Genomic DNA, 16429 nt, shown 5'->3' on the forward strand with positions numbered 1-16429 from the left:
TGGTTATTGTGCGGTCACTGGCGACTGTCGGGCGGCGAGGGTTCGCAGTGCCCAGTAGAGCGTCAGCGAGCGGGTACTGATCAGGCCGCACATGAAACCCGACACCGTGGACTTGAGCAGCAGCATGTCGGGTGAAGCGGCCAGCTGCGGATTTACCGCATCCTGATAGCCGAAGTAATAGTTCGCGAAAAAGAACATCAGGAACATGATCAGGATTTTCACGGTGCCCGGCATGATCAACCCCGTCGCGGTATCGTCGAGTGCCACGCCCTTGCGGGAAAAAAACAGCCAGGCCGAGAGGCTGCCCAGCAACAGCGCGCCGAACCAACTGCCAAGGAACAGGACCGGGTCGATCGTCAAGTTCACGGAGTACAACGACCACGCCAGAAACGCCGGCGGTGTGATGAGCATCGAGAGACGGCTTTCGCGGCGGGGAGAAAACGCCTTGATGCCGAAATAAACCACAAGCAGAAAAAACACGTAGGCCCGAATCGGGGTGTTTTGCAGAATCGTGAGCATCGCGCAGCATCCATGCTGAAAAAGGGGAAGGTGGATAATAGCCGGGGCCGGAGCAAGTGCCGGTTATTTCAATCGTGGGCGCTCCATTGCAATCACCGAGGTTTCAAATCCCAGGCTGGCAAAAAATGCTTCTGCTCCCTCGCGCCCGGCCCGCAGTACCCAGGTGATGTCAGGGTTGTCGCCCATCACATGCTCGACCAGTTTCCGGCCCACGCCTTGGCGTTGGTGTTGTACATCGACGACCACCATCGACAGGTAGCCATTGGACAAACCATCGGTAATGCCCCGGGCGAAGCCGATGATCTGCTCGTCCAACCGTGCAACAGCCGTCCGCTGTGAGTTTTGAATCAACTGCGCAAAATATTCGGCGGAACCGACTCGATGGGCCCAACCGTGTTGCCCGAGAAACAACCGCACCGACTCCGTTTCGGCGGGTAAAAGATCGCGTACCGTCAGAGCGCTTTCCATTGGGTGATCGAGTCCTTGATGGCCAGATGAATGCAATTGAGCTGATGCCACGCGTAGTCAGCTTTTCCCCCATGTCCGCATCGCAAACTCGACGAAGCGCCGAAGCTTCGGCAGCCGATAACGATCCTGTGCATAAAGCAGATGCAAAGGACGGCTCGGTGGCTGGTAGTCGGGCATTACTGCGACAAGTTTGCCGTCGCGCAAATCCTGCTCCACCAGTGCATCGGGCAGCATCACGATGCCCATGCCGGTACGCGCCGCCTGATGCAAACCGGCCGAGGTGTTCATCAGCATCGGTCCGCTGACATCGACCATGATTTCACCGTCAGGGCCGCTCAGGCGCCAGCGCTTTTCCACCGATTGCCAGTCATCGCCGGCGGGGTAGGCGAACGACAGGCAATCGTGCTGTTGCAGGTCTTCAGGCGTCAGGGGCATCCCCCGCCGGGCCACGTAATCCGGAGACGCGCACACGGTCAGGGTGTAGTCGATCAGGGGGCGGGCGATCAGGTTCGATTGTTCGAAATGGCCGAGCCGGAACGCCACATCGAGACCGCTTTCCAGCAGGTCCGGGCGGCTGTTGGTCAGCACGACATCCATTCTGACCTGCGGGTAATGCAGGGAAAATTCACTGAGCGCCGGAGCCAGGCGTTCGACACCGAAGGTCAGTGGCGCGGTGATGCGCAACAGGCCGCGAGGCTCATCCAGGGTTTGCTCGGCAAGCCGTTCGGAGTCTTGCACCAGGCCCAGTACTTCTAGGCAACGCTGGTAGTAAACCGTGCCGAATTCGGTCAGCCGCTGACGGCGGGTGGTGCGTTGCAGCAGTTGTACGCCGAGGCGCTGCTCCAGTGCCCGCAGGTGATTGCCGACCATGGTCGTGGACATTTCGCACTGCAGGGCGGCGGCCGTCATGCTGCCGGTTTCCACGACCTTGACGTAGACGCTCATCGACTGGAACAGATCCATTATCAAGCCCTGCTTATAAATGATTGAAGTTTTGCCGAGTTTATCCAGCTCTGGTGGCTAACCATACTGCAAACACACCGACCTTCACTGGAGTTTGAAGTCATGACCGCCGCCCTGATGAATACGTACCAACCGTTGGCCCTGAGTTTCACCAAAGGCCTGGGCACCCGTCTGTGGGATCAGGCCGGTCGCGAGTACCTCGATGCTGTCGCGGGTGTGGCGGTGACCAATGTCGGGCATTCGCATCCGCGGATTGTTTCGGCGATCAGCGAGCAGGCGGGGTTGCTGCTGCATACATCCAACCTCTACAGCATCGACTGGCAGCAGCAGTTGGCGCTGAAGTTGACCCAGCTGGCGGGGATGGAGCGAGCGTTCTTCAACAACTCCGGTGCCGAGGCCAACGAAACCGCGCTGAAACTGGCGCGGCTGCATGGCTGGCGCAAAGGGATCGAGCAGCCGCTGGTGGTGGTCATGGCCAACGCCTTTCATGGCCGCACCCTCGGTACCTTGTCCGCCAGCGATGGCCCGGCGGTGCGCCTGGGATTCAACGAGTTGCCGGGGGATTTCGTCAAAGTGCCATTTGGTGATCTTGAAGTGCTGAATCAGGTGCAGCAAAAACATGGCGAGCGAATCGTGGCGATTCTGGTGGAGCCGATCCAGGGCGAAAGCGGCGTACAAATCGCGCCGCCGGGTTACCTGAAAGCCCTGCGCGAACAGTGCAATCGCCACGGGTGGCTACTGATGCTCGACGAGATCCAGACCGGCATCGGCCGCACCGGGCGCTGGTTTGCGTTCCAGCACGAAGGCATCGTCCCCGACGTCATGACCCTCGCCAAAGGCCTGGGTAACGGCGTGCCGATTGGTGCCTGTCTGGCGCGGGGCCGGGCGGCGGAACTGTTTACGCCGGGCAGCCATGGCAGCACCTTTGGCGGCAATCCGCTGGCCTGTCGGGTGGGTTGCACCGTGCTGGACATCATCGAAGAACAGGGCTTGCTGGAAAATGCCCGGGTACAAGGCGAGCGTTTGCTCAGCCGCCTGCGGGCGGAACTGACGGACAACCCGAATGTGCTGGCGATTCGTGGGCAGGGATTGATGATCGGCATCGAACTGAAACAGCCGATCCGCGACCTGACCCTGATTGCCGCGCGGGATCACGGGCTGCTGATCAACGTCACTCGCGGCAAGACGATACGGCTGCTGCCGCCGCTGACGATTGATGAGCGGGAGGTGGGGATGATTGTGAGGGGGGTGAGCCGTTCCCTGAGCCATGTCTCATCCCTCGGTCAGTAGTGAAGTCTGCATGTAATGACGCAGATTTCGCCGTCTACGATTGCATAGACCAAGCGATGCTCCGCAGTTATCCGCCGGGACCAGAAACCGCTCATGTTGTGCTTGAGCGGCTCCGGTTTACCCAAGCCTTCAAAAGGCTGGCGCTGGATCGCTTTGATCAAAAGATTGATTCGTTTGAGACCGGCCTTATCGTTTTGCTGAAACCATAAGTAGTCTTCCCAGCCCGTTGGCGTGAACTGGATTTTCATTCTTCGATCAGTTGCCTGACTTGTGCTTTTCCAGCGCGCATTTCGCCAATCGATTTGATCAAGCGTTCGGCATTGGCCGGAGAACGCAGCAGATAAGCCGTTTCTTCCAGCGCGTTGTATTCGGCCAGAGACATCATCACTACAGGCTCGCCTTTTTGGCGGGTTACCAGCAGTGGGGCGCAGTCTTCATTCACGCGGTCCATGGTTTCAGCCAAGTGCGCACGAGCTGTGGTGTAGTTGATAGTGTCCATGTTGTAGTCCTCGCTTGATGCAAAGAACGTACAGAAATCAGTACAGAGTGACAAGGCGATACCTACCAATGGTTGTGTCACAGACGGGTTGTCTGCGGCGTACTGAGTATCACCGAACTCTCATCGAGACGTTTCTGAGACTTCTGTAATCTGATTCCGACGAGACTGCCATCTCCCTCGCGCTCTACGTGAGATTTTTCTAATCAGGGTAGTCCGACAAATCCGGCGCCAGCATCCGGGTCTTCGGCGCGCCGTTCGAGTTGTGCTGAATGATGTCCCGGGGCTGCCCTTGTTCATTGAAAAACACCTGACCGATCCCCGCTGAATTCCACAGCCGTTCACCTGCTTCGGCATGCTCGGGAACGTACGGCACGATGCGCATGCGTCGGCGTTTGGTCAGCCAGTTCAGTGGCGAGCGGGGTGAGTAGAGCCAGCGATTGAGGCGGTCGAACCACTCCAGCAGGGTGGGCGGAAATTCGTTCTTGATGCCGCTGCTGGTGATCTGCCAGATGCGCGGACCGGCCTTGCGGTGTCGGATAAGCACTTCGTAGACGAAGGAATAATGCACATCCCCTGACAGCACCACGTAGCTGCCGGGTGTACGGGTGTGTCGGAAAATATTCAGGATCACCTGGGCCGCACCGCGATGGGCCATCCAGTTTTCCGCGTCCACCAACAGGGGGTAACCGCACCAGCTGAAGACCTTCTGCACGGTTTCGATCAGCTTCACGCCAAAGATCGGTGCCGGCGAGACAATGATCGCCGACGGATGATCGAGCAGTTCCTGCTGCAGTTCGCAAAGGGCTTCCCAGTCGAGCAGGCCGGAAGGTTGCTTGAGCGCCATCTCGCTGCGCCAGCGACGGGTGCGGGTGTCGAGCACCACCAGGGCCGGGCTGGTCGGCAGCACGAAATGCCAGTGCTGAAAGCGCAGCAGCTCATCGATCAGTTCGTCCTGTACCGGTGAATCGAGATAACGATCATTACCGCTGGCGCTCAGATGCCGGGTTTTCTCCAATAACCCGTTGAATGCATCCGGATTGTTGCCCCAGCCCTGGCACAACAGATAGGCGATCAGCGCATTGCCGATGATGCGTCTGGAGAACGGATGGCCATAGGCGGTTTCTTCCCACTGTGCGGACAGGTTCCAGTCATCGGTGATGTCGTGATCGTCGAAGATCATCAGGCTCGGCAAGTGCGCCAACGCCCGGGCGACATTGCCCAGGCCTGCCTTGAAGGTATCGATCCGGGTCTGCTCCAGTGCATAGCGCTGCTGGCGTTCGGGCGTCAGGTTCGGGACTTGCGGATCGATCAATGTCCATGGCGTCGGCGACCACACCAACAGGTACATGGCCATGACTTCGGCGAACGTCACCAGATGATTGTCGGCGCTGCTGCTGGTGAAAATCGGCTTGCGCGCACCGCCGAAAAACCGCTCGCGCAAAGTCTCGTTGCTCTCAAGTGCCGGTAACAAATCTGCACGGTGGTAATAACTGGCCGGATGCTCGTAGAGACGGGCGCTGTCGCTGACCACCGCGCCTTCGAGTTGCTCACCAAACAGGCCGAGCCGCTCGATCAAGGCATGAATCGCCCGCAACATCGGACCGGCAACGTCATCGGCGTAAATCTGATCACCGCTCATCATCAGCAGGGCCGGGCGCTGTTGTGGCTCGCTGTCGGCCGCCAAAAGCCGATCGACACAGAGCAAACCGTCAGCCGCCGGGTGATGCGGTTTGCGGCAGGAGCCGTGGAGCAGTTGATCGATCCGTGAGCGCACGACAAGGTTCGGGCACGTGGCATTGCCGTACAGCAGATGCGGCGCCCAGTCGGCGAGGGAATGTTGGCCATCGATCAGCAAGTCGTAATCGACCTGTGTGTCAAAAGGCAGGGGGCTGTCGAGCGTGACGTCTATCAGGTGAATGAATGCACGATTTCCCACAGGAATGACCGTGCATTTCCCGGCATCCAGTGGAATGTCTCCTGCGCCTTGCAGGCGCAAGGTCAACGACAGCTCGCGACTGCCGACCAGCCAAAATACGATGCGTGTCGGTTCCAGACGTCGCAACAGCGGGCCGGCCAATACAGGAGGCAACGGAGACAGGTCAGCAGAAATTCGAGACATCGGAGGGCAAAACTCAGGTCGCACAGGCTGGCGATGATAGCTCAGCCCGTGCTTTCAACCCTTAAGCGAGGCTTAAGAGTCCGACTTTTGCAGCTTCAACGCCAACAGGCGCCATTCGGCAGGCGTCGCGTCGACTCTTGGCTGTTCCTGCACGGAGCAGTCGAAACGGTAAGTGACGTCGTCGCCGTTCATGTTTCGCGCGGTGACAGTATTGCTGAAGGTGTAGACCTGATCCTTGAAGCGTTGCGGTGCGATGCCTTTGCTATCGGCAAACCGCGCGGAAGCGGGAAAGCGCAAGGTACTGGTTACGAACGGGCTGCACATGACATACGCGAGCATCGACTTGTCACCCTGCGCGTCGCTGCGCAGTTTTTTGCTCAGGGCTGTCAGGGCTTTGCGCCCCTGGTCGTCGCTCTGGTCAATCACGGTTTGCACCGACAGGGTTTTCGGCGCACGACTGGCGTAGTTCGGCAGCAAGGCTGAGTCCGGCGGCGAGGGTTTGTCGTCCGGCTCGATAGCGGCAAACACCGGCGCGTCTTTCAGTGCTGCGGGGCTTGCAGCCGACTCGGCTTCCGGCAGCAACGAGGTCGGCTCTGCTTCCCGTGTCACAACGTTTTCAGTCTGCTCGGCTTCGTAGCGATGGGCCGACGGGAACAGTGACAGCGTGATCGACAGCACCACCATCGCCACAATAAAACCACCCGCCGCACCGACCAGGTTGCCGTAAAACAGATGCCAGCTGCCGCGGTTTTTCACCACCCAGCGCCACATGAAACCCCAGGCCGCGACAAATGCCAGAAAACGCAGAAACTCCATTCGATCCTTTCCTTAAACCTGCAAAAACCTGAAAACGGTGCGTCGTGGAGAATGAGTCCTGACGGTAGGCGGCAAGATATCAAAATAGATTTCTGGTGCCACGAGAACCTTCATGTTCAGTGTCGATACAGACTACTTGAGTGCAAAAAACGCCAGCGCTGTAATGCCGGCCACCGTGCCGCAAAGGCCTGCCAGAAGCTGTCGCGTAATGAGGGGCTCGACTTGCGAGCGTCGCGCGACCAGCATCCATACACCGACCAGCGCTGCGGCAGTTGTCATCATTTCCAGCAACGTACCCGTAAGCCTGGATACGTGCGGCCGGGTCGACCCGAACAGGCCGATGTAGAACTCCGAGACCACCAGTCCCACCACCAGGCCGCTGACTGCACCCAGCAGGTTGGCGAGAAACAGGTTCCAGGCACCACGCTGCTTGACGACCCACACCCACATGGCCGCCCAGGCTAGAAGACAAAACGCAAAGTCCATCGAATCCTTCCATCTGAGTCAGTCCCGGTCAGACTTTTCGCACCCTGCCCGACAGTGGACGGCAAGATAGCAAAATAGTAGCGTCGCGCCATTCCTCATCACCGTAACGGATTACATATGCCCATTTTTACCTTGGTATTTCGCCTGCTCTGCGCGACCACTCTCGCCGTCGTGATGACCCCGGCGTATGCCGACGACTGGGACGAAACTCCGGAGGAGGCCTGGAAGGGCTACCTTTCCGATTGCCAGCACCTGCAGCGGGCAATTACCAATCTGCAGAACGGTAGCCAGACTGCAAGAGATTCCATGCTCTATATCGAGAGCCCTATGCGAACCTTTCCGGTACATCGTAAACACCTCGATCCCTCAAAACTCGCTTCCCCCGATTACGCTCGCTGCGAAAACCTCATCACCCAAGGGAAAGATTTCGTTGCCAAAGAGCGCGCCGTATACGACGACGAGATCGCTCAGCATCTGCAACAAGCGCAGACCGAACACCGGAACTCCCCGGAATACAAGCGCGCTCGTGCTCTGGGTTTCACCGACGTAGGCGAGATCGGTCAGCTCGACGAGCACGCAGAGCTGGATGGCGAAGCGAATCTGAAGACGTTGATGATCACAGTCGATTTTGGATGCGGCCGACATTTTCGCGCCGCGAAATACGTAAAACCCTATGTGATCTACACCGTCGGTGCGCCGGATGGCACATGTGTCCACCATAGAAACGTCGCGGTACTGAACGGTAAGAGGGTGGACAGAGGCGACAACATTGACCGGGACGGGATCTTTCAGTACGTCGGGTGGAAGGAGCTGGAGGGGGCGGATGGGTTTCCCGTCGACATTCGAGTCGTCAAGGCTATCGACTGATCGGAAAACTCCAAGCACATTTCCCGGCATCTTCTGTGAGGCTTTACAGCGGGCCTTTCAACTAACTCTTGAGGGTGAGAAAGGCGCATCCAGATGCTCGATCGTGAAATACAAAACGCCCGATGCAAGGCATCGGGCGTCGGGTTGAACAGGTGTAAGCCTTTTTCAGGACCAGACACCAGTGTCGGTGGCAGCGGGCAGCAAAATAGCAGCGTGACGCCTCTTGCTCATCGAGCCGGTCAGCTACCGGTCAGTTCGAAGCGCAGATCCAGCAACCTCCAGTCGTCAAAACCTGCGTTCATGGTTGGCATAGCCTGCAGGGTGCATTCGAAGCGATAGGTCAGATAGTTTCCTGCAGCGTCCGGGATCTTCATCAAACTTGTGCTGGTATAGATCTGATGTTTGTAACGCTGAGTCGAGAGAGCCTTGTCGTCGGCAAACAAGGCCAGTTCCGGCTGACGCAGAGCGCTGCGTATAAACGGCTCGCACATCTGGAACGCGATCAGTCTTTTGTTGGCGTCCGGCCCGTCAATGAGCCCTCTTCGCAACTGCGCATGAGCCAGGGTCTGTTGTGCAGTCATCCCTTGAACCGTCGCCAGCTCGGAGCGGGTTGTCGGTATTTCATTCAGATAGTTTTCCACCAGGCCGGACTTGAGCGGTTCTGGCGTAATGCCAGGCTCACTGGCGTCATACTCAGGCAATGCATCCCCGGTCGAAGTATTGGCAGACTCCGCAGGGCCTGATTTGCCTTGCATGGTCAACTCCAGCAGCCGCCATTGGTCATTCTTGACCCCGTTGCCCGAGACGAACTGCACGGCGCAGTCGTAGCCGAGACTGACCATCGTGCCTTCCATGTTTTCGCCACTGATCCTGCTGATGAGGAGGTAGGTCTGGGATTTGTAGGCGTCGGATCGAAATTCCTCAGTCTCGTCGAACGCGGCGGAATCCGGAATGCGTAGCGTGGATTTTGCCGCTGACCGGCAGATCAGCCCCGCCAGACTTCCGTTGACCCCGTTGACCATATCTGCGCTGGCTCGCCATTGCGCGTATTGGCTTTTCGACTGTGGATCGAGATTGGCGGAAAGCAGCGGTGTAGACAGCCGTGGATAGCGTGGGCTGTCGGTTGGCAGTAACGGAGACGTCGGAGCGGATGTGCGACTGACCGGCTTGCGTGGGACAAAGGTCCTTAGCTGGCTTTCGTTCGCGATTTGCGGCTGAGCGCCGCTGGATGTCGCAGGGGTGGTTTTTTCGTGAAGTAGTCCGTTGACGGTAACGTAGACCACAAGCGCCACGATAAACCCGGCGATCATGCCGGCGAAGTGGCCGAAAAATACCGGCCAGGTTCCACGATTCTTGACGACCCAGGCCCACATCCCTGCCCAGACCAGCAAAAACATCACGATCAACGATGTCTCCATCCCATCCATTTCCTTTCGTTATTTCGTGCCGGCACACTCAGCAGATCCGCCGGTTGCGGGCGGCAAGATAACAAAAAGATGGCGCTGCGCCACTGCTGGATCGCATTTGAATGGATCTGGATTTTCCCGCGATGACAGGCTGTGCCGCCGGTGCGTTTTTACAGAACGTCTTTCAGATAGCGCCTGAGCGCGGAGAGGGGCTGATTCAGTTGCTCCACCGATTGTGCCTGACTGAGTTCGGCCGACAACTTTTGCAGCTCACGCCCCAGCGGTTTCTCGACACCACCGAGTGCATCCAGTGCCAGGCCCAGACACTCGTTCATCTTGAATTGAATACTCTCGACATCGCCGCGCCGGACCAACAATTCGAACACGTCTTTCTGATAGTCGCCCATGACCAGATCGTCCCGCAGAATCGGGCTCAGGCCTTCTTCCTCGTAAGCGAGTTTCAGGGAGAAAAGGGCGACTGTTTCCAGTGACGATTCCATGCTGTGAACCTGTGTGAGATCTCGCCGGTCGGCCAGCGGCACTTTCCGGCAGGCGAAAAAAAAGGCCTTGCTAAGCAAGACCTTTCTTAATTTTGGTGCCCCGAGGGAGACTCGAACTCCCACTCCTTTCGAAAACGGATTTTGAATCCGCCGCGTCTACCAATTCCGCCATCAGGGCTCAATGGCGGCGAAGTATAGAGAGGTGCCTACCGTTGGTCAATCACGTTTCATGGTCAATTTTCGATATTTCCGCTAGACTTTCCGGCCCTGCTAGACGAACCCCATCATGCGCGTTGCTGACTTTACCTTCGAGCTTCCTGATTCGCTGATCGCCCGCCACCCTTTGGCCGAGCGTCGCGGTAGTCGCCTGTTGACCCTGGATGGGGTCAGCGGCGCCCTGGCACACCGTCAATTCACTGATCTGCTTGAGCATTTGCGCCCGGGCGATCTGATGGTGTTCAACAATACCCGGGTGATTCCGGCGCGGCTGTTCGGGCAGAAAGCCTCCGGCGGCAAGCTGGAAATCCTCATCGAGCGGGTGCTCGATACGCACCGCGTGCTGGCCCATGTGCGTTCCAGCAAGTCGCCGAAACCGGGTTCGAAGATCCTTATCGACGGTGGTGGCGAAGCCGAGATGCTGGCCCGTCACGACGCGTTGTTCGAGCTGGGTTTCTCTGAGGAAGTGCTGCCGCTGCTCGACCGCGTCGGCCACATGCCGCTTCCTCCTTATATAGATCGCCCGGACGAAGGTTCGGATCGCGAGCGTTATCAGACCGTTTACGCCGAGAAGCTGGGTGCGGTGGCTGCACCGACCGCCGGGCTGCACTTCGATCAGACGCTGATGGAAGCGATTGCGGCCAAGGGCGTCGAGACTGCGTTCGTCACGTTGCACGTTGGCGCTGGTACTTTCCAGCCAGTGCGGGTCGAGAAAATCGAAGATCACCACATGCACACCGAGTGGCTGGAAGTCGGCCAGGACGTGGTCGATGCCGTTGCCGCTTGCCGTGAGCGCGGCGGTCGAGTGATCGCCGTGGGCACCACCAGCGTGCGTTCGCTGGAAAGCGCCGCCCGCGATGGCGTGCTCAAGCCGTTCAGCGGTGATACCGACATCTTTATCTACCCGGGCCGGCCGTTCCATGTGGTCGATGCCCTGGTGACCAATTTCCATTTGCCCGAATCCACGCTGTTGATGCTGGTTTCGGCGTTTGCCGGTTACCCGGAAACCATGGCCGCCTATAAGGCCGCCGTGGACAACGGTTACCGCTTTTTCAGCTACGGTGATGCGATGTTCATCACCCGTAATCCCGCACCGACTGCCCCTGAACAGACAGGCCCAGAGGAAACAGAATGAGTCGCGAATGTCGCATGTCCTTTGAACTCCTGGCCACCGATGGCAAGGCCCGTCGTGGTCGCCTGACCTTCCCCCGTGGCACCGTCGAGACCCCGGCCTTCATGCCGGTGGGTACTTACGGCACGGTCAAGGGCATGTTGCCGCGTGATATCGAGGCGATTGGCGCGGAAATCATTCTGGGCAATACCTTCCACCTGTGGCTGCGCCCGGGCACCGAAGTGATCAAGGCCCACGGCGACCTGCACGATTTCATGCAGTGGAAAGGCCCGATCCTGACCGACTCCGGCGGCTTCCAGGTGTTCAGCCTCGGCGCCATGCGCAAGATCAAGGAAGAGGGCGTGACCTTCGCCTCTCCGGTCGACGGTTCGAAAGTGTTCATGGGCCCGGAAGAGTCGATGCAGGTCCAGCGCGACCTGGGCTCGGACATCGTGATGATTTTCGACGAATGCACTCCGTATCCGGCTGACGAAGACGTCGCCCGCGTGTCCATGGAGCTGTCGCTGCGCTGGGCCCAGCGTTCGAAGAATGCCCACGGCGACAACACGGCGGCGCTGTTCGGCATCGTTCAGGGTGGCATGCACCAGGACCTGCGCATGCGCTCGCTGGAGGGCCTGGACAAGATCGGCTTCGATGGCCTGGCCATCGGCGGTCTGTCGGTGGGCGAACCGAAGCACGAAATGATCAAGGTGCTCGATTACCTGCCGGGCATGATGCCGGCTGACAAACCTCGTTACCTTATGGGCGTTGGCAAACCGGAAGATCTGGTTGAGGGTGTGCGCCGCGGTGTGGACATGTTCGATTGCGTGATGCCAACCCGTAATGCCCGCAACGGGCATCTGTTCATTGATACAGGCGTGCTGAAGATCCGTAACGCGTTCCATCGCCATGATGATTCGCCGCTGGATCCGACCTGCGATTGCTATACCTGCCAGAACTTCTCCCGCGCTTATCTGCATCACCTGGACAAGTGCGGCGAAATGCTGGGAAGCATGCTCAATACCATCCATAACTTGCGCCATTATCAGGTGCTGATGGCTGGTTTGCGCGAGGCTATTCAACAGGGTACATTGGCCGCCTTTGTCGATGCCTTCTACGCCAAACGCGGGCTCCCCGTTCCGCCTTTGGACTGAGTTTTCTGACCCCAAGATTCAACATTTGCAACTGGAGTGCTAAATGAGCTTTTTTATCTCTAACGCCATGGCTGACGCGGCTGCACCGGCTGCAGCGCCTATGGGCGGCGGCTTCGAGTGGATTTTCCTGGTCGGCTTCCTGGTCATTTTCTACCTGATGATCTGGCGTCCACAGGCCAAGCGCGCCAAAGAGCAGAAGAACCTGCTGAACAGCCTGCAGAAGGGCGACGAAGTGGTCACCACCGGCGGCATCGCCGGCAAGATCACCAAAGTGGCCGATGACTTCGTGGTTCTGGAAGTTTCCGACACCGTGGAAATGAAGTTCCAGAAGGGCGCCATCGCCGCCACGCTGCCAAAAGGCACGCTGAAAGCGATCTAAGGGCAACAACTTCTACTCAATCGACGGGGCGCGCAAGGCGCCCCGCGTCATAACGGGCGGCGTGATGCTGAACAAATATCCTCTGTGGAAATACATTCTGATCCTGGCGGTGCTGGCGATCGGTCTGATTTATTCCGCTCCGAATCTATACCCCGATGACCCGGCCATCCAGATCAGCGGCGCCAGCACGGCCCTGCAGGTCAATCAGGCCGACCTGGACCGCGTGAGCACCGCGCTGCGTGAATCCGGGATCAACGTCAAGGCGTCGAGCCTGGCTGCCAACGGCAAGGGCGGTCTGATCCGTCTGACCAAGGCTGAAGACCAGTTGCCGGCCAAGGACGTTGTGCGCAAGGCATTGGGTGACGACTACGTCGTTGCGCTGAACCTGGCACAGACCACCCCGCAATGGCTGCGCAACATGGCTGCGCACCCGATGAAGCTGGGTCTGGACTTGTCCGGTGGTGTGCACTTCCTGCTGGAAGTGGACATGGACAAAGCCCTCGACGCACGCCTGAAAGTCTACGAAGGCGACGTCAAGAGCCTGCTGCGCAAAGAGAAGCTGCGCTATCGCAGCCTGCCGCAGCTCAATGGCGCCATTCAGCTGGGCTTCAGCGATGCTGACTCCCGCGAACAGGCCCGTGCGCTGATCCGCAAGAACTTCAACGATTTCGACATTGTTCCGGCCGACCTCAACGGTCAACCGGTGCTGCGTCTGGCGATGACCCCGGCCAAGCTGGCGGAAATCCGTGAATACTCCATCAAGCAGAACCTGACCACGGTACGTAACCGCGTCAACGAGCTGGGTGTTGCCGAACCGATCGTCCAGCGTCAGGGCGCCAACCGCATCGTGGTTGAGCTGCCGGGCGTGCAGGACACTGCCGAAGCCAAGCGTATCCTCGGCAAGACCGCCAACCTGGAATTCCGTCTGGCCGCCGAGCCGGGAGCTTCGAAAGCCACTTCCGAGACTTTCGAGTTCCGCGAAGGCAAGCGTCCTCCGGCACAGATCGAGCGTAGCCTGATCATCACCGGTGACCAGGTGACCGATGCCAAGGCCGGTTTCGGCGAGCACGGTACTCCTGAAGTGAACATCCGTCTGGATGGCCACGGTGGCGAACTGATGAGCCGCGCGACCCGCAGCAACGTCGGTCGCAGCATGGCGGTGATCTTCATCGAACAGCGCCCGGTGACCACCTACGTCAAGCAGATGGTCGACGGCGTCGAGAAAGACGTTGCCGTGCAGACCTTCAAGGAAGAGAAGAAGATCATCAGCCTGGCGACCATCCAGTCGCCGCTGGGTGCGCAATTCCGTATCACCGGCCTGAACGGTCAGGGCGAATCGTCCGAACTGGCGCTGCTGCTGCGTGCCGGTGGTCTGGCGGCTCCGATGTACTTCGCTGAAGAACGTACCATCGGCCCGAGCCTGGGTGCGGACAACATCACCAAGGGTATCGATGCATCGCTGTGGGGCATGCTGTTCGTCTCGCTGTTCATCATCGCCATCTACCGCTTCTTCGGCCTGATCGCCACCGTCGCGCTGGCGGTGAACATGGTGCTGCTGCTGGCATTGATGTCGCTGCTGGGTGCAACCCTGACCCTGCCGGGTATCGCCGGTATCGTGTTGACCATGGGTATGGCGGTCGACGCCAACGTGCTGATCTTCTCGCGGATCCGTGAAGAGATCGCCGCCGGCATGACCGTGCAGCGTGCAATCAACGAAGGCTTCGGCCGGGCATTCACCGCGATTCTCGACGCCAACCTGACCACCTTGCTGGTCGGCGGCATCCTCTTCGCCATGGGCACCGGCCCGGTGAAGGGTTTCGCAGTGACCATGTCCCTCGGGATCTTTACCTCGATGTTCACGGCCATCATGGTGACCCGCGCGATGGTCAACCTGATCTTCGGCGGTCGTGACTTCAAGAAGTTGTGGATTTAAGGGGCTGCCATGTTACGTACAATCAACTTCATGGGCGTTCGCAACTTCGCGTTCGGCGTCACATTGTTCCTTACCGTGCTGGCCTTGTTCAGCGTGTTCCACAAGGGCATGAACTGGGGCCTGGACTTCACCGGCGGTACGCTCATCGAGCTGACCTACGAGCGTCCGGCCGACGTCACCAAGGTGCGTGAGCAACTGGTTACCGCCGGTTATCACGAAGCGGTCGTGCAGAACTTCGGTGCGACCACCGACCTGCTGGTGCGCATGCCGGGCGAAGACCCGCAGCTGGGCCATCAGGTAGCGGAAGCGCTGCAGAAGGTCGGCGGTGAAAACCCGGCGACGGTCAAGCGCGTCGAGTTCGTCGGCCCGCAGGTCGGTGAAGAACTGCGCGACCAGGGCGGCCTCGGCATGCTGCTGGCGCTCGGCGGCATCCTGATCTACCTGGCTTTCCGCTTTCAGTGGAAATTCGCGGTCGGTGCCATCGTTTCGCTGATTCACGACGTGATCGTGACCGTGGGTATCCTGTCGTTCTTCCAGATCACCTTCGACCTGACGGTGCTGGCGGCGGTACTGGCGATCATCGGTTACTCGCTGAACGACACCATCGTCGTGTTCGACCGGGTGCGTGAGAACTTCCGCGTGCTGCGCAAGGCTTCGCTGATCGAGAACATCAACATCTCGACCACTCAGACCCTGCTGCGCACCATGGCGACTTCGATCTCCACTTTGCTGGCGATCGCGGCACTGCTGTTCTTCGGTGGCGACAACCTGTTCGGCTTCTCCATCGCCCTGTTCATCGGTGTTCTGGCGGGTACCTACTCGTCGATCTACATCGCCAACGTGGTGCTGATCTGGCTGAACCTGTCTTCGGAAGACCTGATTCCGCCGGCCAATACCGAGAAGGAAGTCGACGACCGTCCATAACGGCCATCGCTTCCCCGGTTGTCAGTCAAAAAAGGCGCGAGTTGAACTCGCGCCTTTTTTATTGCTCCAAGGCTGGGAGAAGCGCGGGCGCGTCCCGCATGTGATGGTCAGGAGGTTCATGTGAACAAGTCGTTGCTGGTTGGTGCGGTACTGGGTGCTGTCGGTGTGACTGCCGGGGGCGCTGTCGCCACCTACAGCCTGGTTAAAAGCGGCCCTGAGTATGCGCAGGTTCTGGCCGTTGAACCGGTCAAGACACAGATCAAGACGCCACGTGAAGTATGCAAGGATGTCGCTGTGACCCGGCAGGCGCCGGTCAAGGATCAACACCAGATTCTCGGTACCGCCATCGGTGCCGTGGCAGGTGGTTTGCTGGGCAACCAGATCGGCGGCGGCACCGGCAAGAAGATTGCCACGGTAGCTGGCGCGGTCGGTGGCGGTTATGCCGGCAACAAGGTGCAGGAAGGCATGCAGAATCGCGATACCTACACCACCACCCAGACTCGCTGTAATACGGTGAATGACATCAGCGACAAGGTCGTAGGCTATGACGTCCGCTACTCGCTGGACGGCAAGGAAGGCAAAGTGCGGATGGATCGTGATCCGGGCAACCAGATTCCGGTCGACAAGGAAGGCAAGCTGATCCTGTCGCAGGCGCAGCCTGGGCAATAAGCGGTTGTAGTAAAAAAGAAGCACCCTTCGGGGTGCTTTTTTGTGCCCGGGATTAACGTGATGACAGGCATAAAAAAAGCACCCCGAAGGGTGCTTTTCTGGTTTCGCGA

General features: G+C 58.9%; 18 protein-coding genes and 1 tRNA gene. 8 read left to right on the forward strand and 11 right to left on the reverse strand.

The features are described from left to right. Positions 1-3: 3 nt before the first annotated feature. From ACKLNA_RS11365 to ACKLNA_RS11375, 3 genes are all read right to left on the reverse strand, one after another. Complete coding sequence (locus ACKLNA_RS11365; protein ID WP_408985901.1) at positions 4-519, reverse strand: DUF6622 family protein; 516 nt, start codon at positions 517-519, stop codon at positions 4-6. Between the two features lie 63 nt (positions 520-582). Then, positions 583-987, reverse strand: coding sequence for a GNAT family N-acetyltransferase (locus ACKLNA_RS11370; protein WP_408985902.1), 405 nt, complete (start codon positions 985-987; stop codon positions 583-585). A 57-nt stretch (positions 988-1044) separates the two neighbouring features. Beyond that, positions 1045-1950, reverse strand: coding sequence for a LysR family transcriptional regulator (locus ACKLNA_RS11375; RefSeq protein ID WP_408985903.1), 906 nt, complete (start codon positions 1948-1950; stop codon positions 1045-1047). 102 nt (positions 1951-2052) lie between these two features. Between ACKLNA_RS11375 and ACKLNA_RS11380 the strand changes: the two genes are divergently transcribed. After that, positions 2053-3240 carry an aspartate aminotransferase family protein gene (locus ACKLNA_RS11380; protein ID WP_408985904.1) on the forward strand — a complete coding sequence of 396 codons (1188 nt, stop codon included), beginning with the start codon at positions 2053-2055 and terminating at the stop codon, positions 3238-3240. Here the strand turns inward: ACKLNA_RS11380 and ACKLNA_RS11385 are convergent. From ACKLNA_RS11385 to ACKLNA_RS11405, 5 genes are all read right to left on the reverse strand, one after another. Beyond that, positions 3234-3488, reverse strand: a complete 255-nt coding sequence (locus ACKLNA_RS11385; RefSeq protein ID WP_265813306.1) for a Txe/YoeB family addiction module toxin — start codon at positions 3486-3488, stop codon at positions 3234-3236. The two genes, ACKLNA_RS11380 and ACKLNA_RS11385, sit on opposite strands and share 7 nt — an antisense overlap. Continuing rightward, a complete protein-coding gene (locus ACKLNA_RS11390) occupies positions 3485-3739 on the reverse strand; it encodes a type II toxin-antitoxin system Phd/YefM family antitoxin (RefSeq protein ID WP_115079126.1) in 255 nt (84 codons plus the stop codon). Before ACKLNA_RS11390 ends, ACKLNA_RS11385 begins: the two co-directional genes overlap by 4 nt. 199 nt (positions 3740-3938) lie before the next feature. Continuing rightward, the gene (locus ACKLNA_RS11395) at positions 3939-5858 is read right to left on the reverse strand and encodes an alkaline phosphatase D family protein (protein WP_408985905.1); all 1920 of its coding nucleotides are present in this window, start codon (positions 5856-5858) and stop codon (positions 3939-3941) included. A gap of 72 nt (positions 5859-5930) precedes the next feature. After that, positions 5931-6674, reverse strand: coding sequence for a hypothetical protein (locus tag ACKLNA_RS11400; protein WP_408985906.1), 744 nt, complete (start codon positions 6672-6674; stop codon positions 5931-5933). Positions 6675-6806: 132 nt separating this feature from the next. Beyond that, the gene (locus ACKLNA_RS11405) at positions 6807-7160 is read right to left on the reverse strand and encodes a hypothetical protein (RefSeq protein WP_408985907.1); all 354 of its coding nucleotides are present in this window, start codon (positions 7158-7160) and stop codon (positions 6807-6809) included. A 117-nt stretch (positions 7161-7277) separates the two neighbouring features. Between ACKLNA_RS11405 and ACKLNA_RS11410 the strand changes: the two genes are divergently transcribed. Further along, positions 7278-8027, forward strand: coding sequence for a hypothetical protein (locus ACKLNA_RS11410; RefSeq protein ID WP_408985908.1), 750 nt, complete (start codon positions 7278-7280; stop codon positions 8025-8027). Positions 8028-8266: 239 nt separating this feature from the next. Here the strand turns inward: ACKLNA_RS11410 and ACKLNA_RS11415 are convergent, their stop codons facing one another. From ACKLNA_RS11415 to ACKLNA_RS11425, 3 genes are all read right to left on the reverse strand, one after another. Then, positions 8267-9445: a hypothetical protein gene (locus ACKLNA_RS11415; protein ID WP_408985909.1), complete on the reverse strand. Its 1179-nt coding sequence runs from the start codon at positions 9443-9445 to the stop codon at positions 8267-8269. Between the two features lie 158 nt (positions 9446-9603). Then, complete coding sequence (locus tag ACKLNA_RS11420) at positions 9604-9933, reverse strand: hypothetical protein (RefSeq protein WP_408985910.1); 330 nt, start codon at positions 9931-9933, stop codon at positions 9604-9606. 93 nt (positions 9934-10026) lie between these two features. Beyond that, positions 10027-10111: transfer RNA gene (locus ACKLNA_RS11425), tRNA-Leu, on the reverse strand. Positions 10112-10219: 108 nt separating this feature from the next. Between ACKLNA_RS11425 and queA the strand changes: the two genes are divergently transcribed. From queA to ACKLNA_RS11455, 6 genes are all read left to right on the forward strand, one after another. Then, positions 10220-11284: a tRNA preQ1(34) S-adenosylmethionine ribosyltransferase-isomerase QueA gene (queA, locus tag ACKLNA_RS11430; RefSeq protein WP_408985911.1), complete on the forward strand. Its 1065-nt coding sequence runs from the start codon at positions 10220-10222 to the stop codon at positions 11282-11284. 14 nt (positions 11285-11298) lie between these two features. Continuing rightward, positions 11299-12414, forward strand: a complete 1116-nt coding sequence (gene tgt, locus ACKLNA_RS11435) for a tRNA guanosine(34) transglycosylase Tgt (RefSeq protein WP_162803510.1) — start codon at positions 11299-11301, stop codon at positions 12412-12414. A 43-nt stretch (positions 12415-12457) separates the two neighbouring features. Further along, positions 12458-12793 carry a preprotein translocase subunit YajC gene (gene yajC / locus ACKLNA_RS11440; RefSeq protein ID WP_065257675.1) on the forward strand — a complete coding sequence of 112 codons (336 nt, stop codon included), beginning with the start codon at positions 12458-12460 and terminating at the stop codon, positions 12791-12793. Between the two features lie 64 nt (positions 12794-12857). Further along, on the forward strand, positions 12858-14726 hold the full coding sequence (gene secD, locus ACKLNA_RS11445) for a protein translocase subunit SecD (protein ID WP_248742673.1): 1869 nt from the start codon (positions 12858-12860) through the stop codon (positions 14724-14726). 9 nt (positions 14727-14735) lie between these two features. Beyond that, positions 14736-15650: a protein translocase subunit SecF gene (gene secF / locus ACKLNA_RS11450; RefSeq protein WP_085709391.1), complete on the forward strand. Its 915-nt coding sequence runs from the start codon at positions 14736-14738 to the stop codon at positions 15648-15650. Between the two features lie 120 nt (positions 15651-15770). After that, positions 15771-16319, forward strand: a complete 549-nt coding sequence (locus ACKLNA_RS11455; protein WP_085709392.1) for a glycine zipper 2TM domain-containing protein — start codon at positions 15771-15773, stop codon at positions 16317-16319. The last annotated feature ends 110 nt before the right edge of the window (positions 16320-16429 follow it).

The organism is Pseudomonas sp. UV AK001 (genome assembly GCF_046097675.1).
GTDB classification, from domain to species: domain Bacteria; phylum Pseudomonadota; class Gammaproteobacteria; order Pseudomonadales; family Pseudomonadaceae; genus Aquipseudomonas; species Aquipseudomonas kribbensis.